6 protein-coding genes are annotated in these 8,597 nt (G+C 71.5%); 2 read left to right on the top strand and 4 right to left on the bottom strand.

Features of this window, described 5'->3' with window-relative positions:
• Positions 1–114: 114 nt before the first annotated feature.
• From LADH09A_RS30290 to LADH09A_RS30280, 3 genes are all read right to left on the bottom strand, one after another.
• On the bottom strand, positions 115–2,058 hold the full coding sequence (locus LADH09A_RS30290) for an ABC transporter ATP-binding protein (RefSeq protein ID WP_238649086.1): 1,944 nt from the start codon (positions 2,056–2,058) through the stop codon (positions 115–117).
• Between the two features lie 74 nt (positions 2,059–2,132).
• Complete coding sequence (locus LADH09A_RS30285) at positions 2,133–3,590, bottom strand: ATP-binding protein (RefSeq protein ID WP_238649085.1); 1,458 nt, start codon at positions 3,588–3,590, stop codon at positions 2,133–2,135.
• Positions 3,591–3,704: 114 nt separating this feature from the next.
• Positions 3,705–5,363 (bottom strand): NAD(P)/FAD-dependent oxidoreductase, encoded by a 1,659-nt coding sequence (locus LADH09A_RS30280; RefSeq protein ID WP_238649084.1) that lies wholly within the window; start codon positions 5,361–5,363, stop codon positions 3,705–3,707.
• A gap of 152 nt (positions 5,364–5,515) precedes the next feature.
• On the opposite strand from LADH09A_RS30280, the gene LADH09A_RS30275 reads away from it, so the two are divergent.
• Positions 5,516–7,753: a hypothetical protein gene (locus LADH09A_RS30275; protein ID WP_238649083.1), complete on the top strand. Its 2,238-nt coding sequence runs from the start codon at positions 5,516–5,518 to the stop codon at positions 7,751–7,753.
• A 25-nt stretch (positions 7,754–7,778) separates the two neighbouring features.
• The gene (smpB, locus tag LADH09A_RS30270; RefSeq protein WP_088948483.1) at positions 7,779–8,270 is read left to right on the top strand and encodes an SsrA-binding protein SmpB; all 492 of its coding nucleotides are present in this window, start codon (positions 7,779–7,781) and stop codon (positions 8,268–8,270) included.
• A 37-nt stretch (positions 8,271–8,307) separates the two neighbouring features.
• Here the strand turns inward: smpB and LADH09A_RS30265 are convergent.
• Positions 8,308–8,597, bottom strand: a 290-nt coding sequence (locus LADH09A_RS30265; RefSeq protein ID WP_238649082.1) for a hypothetical protein, incomplete at its 5' end; no start/stop codon positions are given.

Genomic DNA, 8,597 nt, shown 5'->3' with positions numbered 1-8,597 from the left:
CCGACCGACCGGTTGATCAAGAAGTTTCGGTCACCTGAAGCCCGTTTCCTGACGCAAACCTCTTGATCAACGGGGTGTCAGCGGGGGCTGGGAGCGTCAGCGGGGCTGGGAGCGTCAGTGGGGGTGGGCATCGTCGGCACCGGTCAGGTAGCCGCTGGCCTGTAGCTCGAACAGCTCCCGGTAGAGGCCACCCGCCGCCATCAGCTCGTCGTGGCTGCCCTGCTGGACAAGTCGACCTCGATCCATCACGAAGATCCGGTCGGCGTGCCGGACGTTGGCCAGCCGATGGGTGATCAGGACGACGGCCCGGTCCGGGCTGCGGCGCAGGTGTTGGAACAGGGCGTGCTCGGCGCGGGCGTCCAGGGCCGCCGAGGGTTCGTCGCAGATCAGCAGCGCGGCGTCTCGGTAGAGACCCCGGGCGGCGACCAGTCGCTGCCACTGCCCACCGGACAGCTCGTGGCCGTCCTTGAACTCACGGTCGAGCAGGGTGTCGTAGCTGTGCGGCAGGCCGACGATCATGTCGTGCGCGGCGGCGGCACCGGCCGCGTCCTGCACGCTGGGCCCGGATCCCTCCGGCGGGCGGTCGTGTCGCCCGACGCGGATGTTCTGCCCAGCGGTGAACGGGAACTTCCAGTACTCCTGGGTCATCACGGCCACCTGGGCGCCGAGGGTGCGGGGGTCCAACTCGGCGGCGTCGACGCCGTCCCAGCGGATCACCCCACCGGTGGGCCGGTAGAGCCCGGCGATCAGCTTGGCGAGGGTGGTCTTGCCGGAGCCGTTCTCACCGACCAACGCGATCACCTCGCCCCGGCGGACGGTCAGGCTGACCCGGTCCACCGCCGGGGTGTCGGTGTCCGGGTAACTCAGGCTCACCTCGTCCACGTCGATCACGTCGACCGCGCCGGCCACCCGGTCGCCGCCGATCGGCACCCGATCGTGGGCACGAGCCAGAAAGTCCTGGTAGTCCTGGTAGTAGAGGGCGTCCTCGTAGAGCGAGTTCGTGGCGATGACCGAGACACCGAGGCTGGTCCGCGCGGACTGTAGGGCCAGCAGGGCGGTGGCCGCGGCGGCGAGGGCGACCATCCCGCTCAGCAGCAGGCCGCCGAGGACCGCGTACACCCCGAAGGTGGCCAGGCCCGCCACCGTCGCGCCGGCCACCCTCGTGCCGGTCTGAGCGCGGACCAGCCGCAGTTGGGCCCGGGTCTCGACGGCCATGACGCCGCGATACTCGGCCAGCAGGAACTCGCGCATCTGGTAGGCGCGGACCTCGGCGGCGGTGTGCCGGTTGGCCATCAGGTGGGCCAGCATCCACATCCGACGTTGCCGGGTGATCCGGGCGAGCCTCGCCAGGTACTCACGGCGGGCCATCCGCACGGCGGTGATCGCCTGGGGCACCGCGGCGAGCAGCAGGCAGGGCAGCAACAGCGGTTGGATGACCGTCACCGCGACGGCGGTGGCGAGCATGCCGACCACACCGGTGACCAGGTTGACCATGTGGTCGACGATGTACGCGGCCTCCCCCATCCCGCGGTCCCGCGCCCGGTCCATCTCCTCGGCGAAGCCGGCATCGTCGAACGCGGCCAACTCCACCGCGGTGGTGGCCTCGAACAGCCGCAGCTCCACCTGGTAGTTGATCTGTGGGGTCAGCCGGGCCTGCGCCCAGCCGGCCGCGATCGCCAGCCCCCCGCGCGCCGACACCGCCGCCGCCGCCACGACCAGCGCCGGCAGGGCCGCGCGCACCCGGTCCGGGGTGGGACCGGCGGCGAACAACTCGCGCAGCACACTGGTCGTGGCCAACAGACCGAACGTGGTCATCACACCGGCGGCGACGTTCAGGCCGATGGAGGCGACGGTGTCCCGCCGGTTGGTGGCCCAGGCCAGCCCGACCGCCTCACGGACCAGCCGCGGCAGCCGGCGAGCCACCGCCCAGAAGCTGGTGTGCGCGAACTCCTGCGCGTGGTGCAACCAGTCACGATCCTCCAGCTCCGGCAGCATCGTGCCGGCCGGTGGGTCGCGCGGCTGGTCGTCGTCCTCGGCAGCGGTGCGCTGGCGGGCCATCGACTCCACGGGCCCTCCTCGGGGCGGGGATCACCAAGCTGCCCGAGACTACTGCCCGCGACCCTCCACTGTCTCTAGGTAGTCGGCGCGTCGGCCGGCGCGTCCGCTGGGCCCTCCGTGATCGGCAGCAGCACCCGGAAGGTGGTCCGCCCCGGTTCGGTCTCCACCCGGATGTCGCCGTGGTGCTTGTGCACCACGATCCGGTACGAGATGTCCAGCCCCAACCCGGTGCCCGAGCCGACCGGCTTCGTGGTGAAGAACGGCTCGAAGATCCGCGGCCGTACCTCGGGCGGGATGCCGGGACCGGTGTCGGTGATCTCCACGGCCAGCAGGTCACCGGCGAGTCCGGTGCGGACGGTCAGCACGCCCTTCTCACCCATCGCGCCCAACGCGTTGTCGATCAGGTTGGTCCACACCTGGTTCAGCTCGGCCGCGTACGCCGGCACCGGCGGGAGGCCGCGGTCGTACTCGCGGACCAGCTTGACCTCGGCGGGGATCTTCCCCTTGAACATCACCAGCGTGGCGTCGAGCAGGTCGTGCACGTCCACCACCCGGTGCGGCGCGCGGTCCAGCTGCGAGTACTGCTTGGCTGCGCCCACCAGGCCGGAGATCCGCGTGACCGCGTCACCGATCTCGCGCATCAACAGCTCGGTGTCGACCGTGTAGGTGAGCCACCGCACCGCCGCCTCCAGGTCGGCGGGCCCGACCGCAGCCTTCACCTCGGTCAGCCACGCCGTGTCCAGCCCGCCCCCGACCAGGATCGGCGCCAGGTCCCAGGCGCCGCCGACGCCGTGCTCCTCCAACCAGTCGGTGAGGGTGTCCTCGGCGTCGGCCGTCGCCATCGGGGTCAGCTTGGGAGCGGTGGCGACCCGGGCGACCGCCTCCTCCTGCAACGCGACGAGACCATGCAGGGCCCGGCCGTCGAGCCGACCGTCGGCGATCATGGCGAGCTTGTGCCGCATCCCGGCGACCCGGTCGCGCAGCACCGACGTGGCCCGCACCGCCGCCGCGGCCGGATTGTTCAGCTCGTGGGTCAAACCCGCCGAGAGCGAACCGAGGGCCAGCAGCCTCTCCCGTTCACCGACGATGGTCTGGGAGTCCCGCATACCGAAGAACAGCCCCTCCAACAGGTGCATCGGCATCGGGAACCAGGACCGCAGGGCCTGCGCGAAATCCTCCGCCGGCAACACGAAGAAGTCCGCGTCGGTCACCGCCCGCAGGCTGTTGCGGTAGACCTGGTCGACCTGGTCACCCAGGTACGCCTGGACGGCTCCGCCGTACACGCCCCGCTGGTCGGTGCGGCTGACCTCGACGTCGTCGCCGCGCACCTGTCGACTCAGCGCCACCGCCCCGCGCACCAGCACGAAGAAGCAGGTCGCGGGCTCACCCTCGGCGTACACGAGGGTGCCCCCGGCGCGCTGCTCAACCCGGCCGCGCTCGGCCAACCAGTCGAGCTGCCCGTCGTCGAGGGCCTCGAACAGGAACAGGGTACGCAGCTGCGCGGGCGTCAGCCGATCAGACTCCGTGGTCACTGGGACTCCTTCGTTCGCGACTGCGGGGCTCGCAACACCGGCTCACTCCTCACGCTCACTGAGCCTCCTTCGTTCGCGACTGCGGGGCTCGCAACACCGGCTCACTCCTCGCGCTCACTGGGCCTCCAGGTAGCGGTGCACGAGCGAGACGGCCATCGCGCCCTCGCCGACGGCCGAGGCGACCCGCTTGACCGACTCGGCGCGCACGTCACCGGCGGCGAACACCCCCGGCACACTGGTCTCCAGGTGGTACGGGTCGCGCGACAACGACCAGCCCGCCGGTCGTCGTCCGCCGGCCAGCAGATCCGGGCCGGTGACGATGAAGCCGCGCGGGTCGCGGACCAGCACCCCGTCCAGCCAGTCGGTACGCGGCTCCGCGCCGATGAAGATGAACAACCAGGAGGTGTCGACCGACCGGGACTCCCCGGTGCGGGTGTCGCAGAGGGTGAGCCGTTCCAGGTGGTCCTGCCCCGCCCCGCCGACCACGGCGGTGTGCGGGTGCACGGTGATCGCATCGATCCGTTCCAACTGGTCGATCAGGTAACGCGACATCGAGGCGGTCAGGTCCGCGCCACGGATCAGCAGGTGCACCTTCGACGCGTACCGGGAGAAGTGCACCGCCGCCTGCCCGGCGGAGTTGGCCCCGCCGACGATGTAGACCTCCTGCTCGACGCAGCTCGGCGCCTCGGTGGCGGCGGCGCCGTAGAACACCCCCCGGCCGGTGAAGTCGGCCAGCCCGGGGGCGTCGAGCACCCGGTACGACACGCCGGTGGCCAGCACCACGGTGTGCGCCGCGATCTCGGTGCCGTCGCCGAAGCGCAGCAGCCGGGCGCCCCCGGCCTCGCTGAGACCGACCACCTCCCGGGCACTGAGCAGCTCGGCGCCGAACTTCACCGCCTGCCGCCGGGCCCGATCAGTCAACTGCGCGCCGGAGACACCGTCCGGAAAGCCCAGGTAGTTCTCGATCCGGCTGCTCTGCCCGGCCTGACCGCCGGTGGCCCGCCGTTCGACGAGCACGGTGCGCAGCCCCTCGGACGCGCCGTACACCGCCGAGCCGAGGCCGGCCGGACCACCGCCGATCACGACCAGGTCGTAGAAGTCGCACGCCGGCACCACGGTCAACCCGGCCAGCGCGGCCAGGTCGGTCTCGTTGGGGGCGATCAGCGCCTTGCCCTCGGGGGTCACCACCAGCGGTACGTCCGCCTCGGTGGCACCGGCCGCGTCGAGCAGGCGAATGCCCTCCGGGTCGTCGGACAACAACCAGCGGTACGGCACCAGGTTGCGGGCGAGGAAGTCGCGGACCTTGAACGACGGGGCCGACCAGCGGTGCCCGACGACCCGGATCTCGGCGCTGGCCGCGTCCGGGGTGACCGCCCACGCCTCCAGCAGCCCGTCCACCACCGGGTACAGCTTCTCCTCCGGCGGATGCCACGGCTTGAGCAGGTAGTGGTCCAGGTCGACCACGTTGATGGCCTCGATCGCGGCGTCGGTGTCCGCGTACGCGGTGAGCAGCACCCGGCGGGCGGCCGGGAAGATGTCCATGGCCGCCTCCAGGAACTCCACCCCGGTCATCTCCGGCATCCGGTGGTCGGCCAGTAGCAGCGCCACCTGTTCGCCGCGCAGCTTCACCTCCCGCAACGCGTCCAACGCCTCGGGGCCGGAGGAGGCCCGCAGCACCCGGTAGCGGTCGCCGTAGCGGCGCCGGACGTCCCGGGCCACCGCCCGGGACACCACGGGGTCGTCGTCGACGGTCAGGATCACCGGGTTCGCCATGGCGCCATGAAATCACCTGGTACGGGTCGACCGCACCACTGCGTGAGTTCCACCGCACGGTTGACCGGCCCGGGGATGGGTAAGCCGGGGAGCCGCACGGGCGCCCGTACATCGGCGACCCGCCCGGTTGCCGTGCACACCTCGGGGGGCCCATGGCGGACGCGACACCGACCGGACCGACGACGTCGGGCGGGATCGTGGAGCTGCGGGTGCACGGCGTCTCCGGTGCCGGAGCGGACCAGGTGCTCGACCGGCCGCACGTGCACCAGGTCGCCGGTGACCGCAGCGGAGGGTTCTACCGACCGCGCCCCGGCTACCCGGACTCGACGGGGACCGACGGGGTGACGCTGGAGGCGTACCGCTGGAGCGACCTGCCCTCCGGCACGGCCGTGCGGACGCTGTCGCTGGTGTTCCTGTTGCCGTTCATGCTCTGCAACGTGGCGCTCTGGATGCGCCCGGCGAACACCGTCTCGAACCGTGGCTTCATGGCGCTGTGCCGGGTGCTCGCCCTCACCCTCACCATGCTCTACGTGCTCTCCATCGTCGGGGCGGCGCTGGACCTGATCGCCTGGCGCTGCATGGGCACCCCGTCGTGCCTGGCCGGCCGCAGTTGGTTGTCCTGGCTCGGGGGACGCCCGACCGGGCTGCGCCTGGGCGTGCTGGCGTTGGTGCCGGTCGCCGCCATCGGGCTGGTCTGGTGGCTGGGTGCCCGCCCGGGCCACTCGTTCGACGCCTTCCGGACCCCGTCGTCCCCGACCTCGAAGCACCGGTTGAGCGCGGTCGGCCAGTGGGACGGTGAGCCACTGGTGGGTCGGCTGCGCTCGGTCCACGTCGCGGCGGCGTTCGCCACCCTCGGCGGGAGCCTGCTGGTCGCACGAGCCAGCCAGCACCGCTCGTGGGTGATGGCGACGCTGCTGGTGGCCACCGGGGCGGTGCTGCTGGCCTGTCTGGTCCTGCTCACCGTGGTGCCGAGCATCGACCGGACCGATCCCGATCCCCGGGTGGACGGCTTCTTCCGCGGGCTGCGCACGATTGCCTGCGGCGTGACGATGCTGGTGATCGTGCACATCGTCATCAGCCCGGCCCCGTGGCCGCAGAGCCGCGCGCTGCCGGGTTACGGCGCGACGGTGGCCTGGCTGTTCGTCAGCCAGATGATGCTGGTGACCGCCCTCGCCGCTCTGGTGATCTGGCGGCGGGGCGGCGGGCAGCGCAGGTCACCGCTGCGCGCCCTGGGAGCGCCGGTCTTCGTCACGATCGCGGCCGGACTCGCCGTGGCGTTCTCCGCCGAGCTGGTCTACCGGGTGGCGGACCTGCTCGATCGCGAGGGGACGACCGCGGACGGCCTGGAGACCAGCCCTCCCCTGCCGTACAAGTGGGCGATCTTCGGGTTTTTCCTGGCCGTGGTGACCAATCTGCTGATGGCCGCCCTGGTCACCAGGCTGACCCGGCGGGGGCGGCGGCGGGCCGCCCAGGCGATCGTGGCCGCCGACTTCCCGCACGCGCCCCCGGCGGCGGCGGACCGGCTGCGCCGGGTCGAGCAGGCGATAGCCCGGGCCCGGTTCACCGAGCGGCTGGAACCGCTCTCCGTGGTGTACGCCGGCCTGGCGGCGCTCGGCCTGTCCACCAGCGCGCTCGGCCTGCTCCAGCTCCTGCCGGGAGAGCTGGCGCAGCGCTACGTCGGAGTGCCCGAGAGCATGGTCAACTTTCTGATCGGGTCGGGCAGCTACGCGATCGCCGCGATCCTGCTCGGCCTGGTGGTCGGGGGCCTTTTCGCCTACCGCACGGCCGGGTTCCGCCGCTACGTGGGTGTGCTCTGGGATCTGGGCACGTTCTGGCCCCGGGCGGCACACCCGTTCGCACCGCCCTGCTATGCCGAGCGCGCCGTGCCGGAGCTGGCCAAGCGGATCTCCTACCTGGTGGAACAGGGACACGGCGTGCTGCTGGCCGGGCACAGCCACGGCTCGGTGCTGCTTGCCGCAACGGTGCTGCAACTGCCCACCCGGATCACCGACCGGGTCGCCCTGCTGACCTACGGGTCCCCACTGGGCCGGTTGTACTCGCGGCTGTTCCCGGCCTACGCCGACGACCCGGCGCTGCGCGAGATCGGCGAGCGGGTCGGCTGGCGCTGGATCAACCTGTGGCGCGACACCGACCCGATCGGCGGTTGGATCTTCGCCTCCCACCGGCCCGGGGAGGCCGAAACCCTGGCCGGGCCGGCGGCGATGGTGGATCGCCGGCTGGTCGACCCGCAGGATGTGGTGCCGGCGCCCAGCGACAGCGTTCCCCCACCGATCCTGGGGCACTGGCCGTGTGAGTCGCAGGACGAGTTCGCCGAGGCGGTACGCGAGCTGACCGGGCGGCTGCACCCCGAACGCCGGACGACCCGTTGAGGCAGCGGCCGGATATCGTCTCGGGGTGAGCCCGTCCAAGCAGCCCGAACGCCGGTTGATCGCCTCGAACAAGAAGGCCCGGCACGAGTACACCGTGCTGCGCACGTACGAGGCGGGGATCGTGCTGGTCGGCACCGAGGTCAAGTCGCTGCGTGAGGGGCGGGCCTCGCTGGTGGACGCATTCGCGCACGAACGCGACGGTGAGATCGTGCTGTACGGCCTGCACATCGCCGAGTACACCTACGGCACCTGGACCAACCACGCTCCCCGCCGCAACCGCAAGCTGCTGCTGCACCGGGCCGAGATCGACCGGATCCTGGACAAGGTCCGCGAGGGTGGGGTGACCATGGTCCCGCTGTCGATGTACTTCGAGAACGGCTACGCCAAGGTCGAGTTGGCCCTGGCCAAGGGCAAGCGCTCCTACGACAAGCGGCAGACGCTGGCCGAGCGCGACGCCAACCGGGAGATCGCCCGCGAGCTGGGCCGGCACCTCAAGGGCCACCCCCGCCGGCCCTGACCTCCTTCCGGGCGCGGCTTCTCTTCACGGCTTCTCTTCACGGCTTCTCTGCGCGGCTATCTGCGCGGCTTCTTCGCGCGGCTTCTTCGCGCGGCTTCTTCGCGCGGCTTCTTCGCGCGGCTTCTTCGCGCGGCTTCTTCGCGCGGCTTCTTCGCGCGGCGCGCCCGTGGTTCGTTGACGTCTCTCCTATGACATGGTCTGCTCCGTCGACGCCGTTAATGACAACGGTAATCGTTAGCTGATGCGCAGGAACCATGTCGCTCACTGTACCGCCCGCCATGCTCGACACAGCCGAACGCGGCCCCATCGACGCAGAGGCCTTCTTCC

Source organism: Micromonospora cabrerizensis (assembly GCF_022230955.1).
Classification (GTDB): Bacteria; Actinomycetota; Actinomycetes; order Mycobacteriales; family Micromonosporaceae; genus Micromonospora; species Micromonospora cabrerizensis.
Note: the sequence above shows the minus strand (reverse complement) of the source record. Positions and strands in the feature narration are given on the sequence as shown.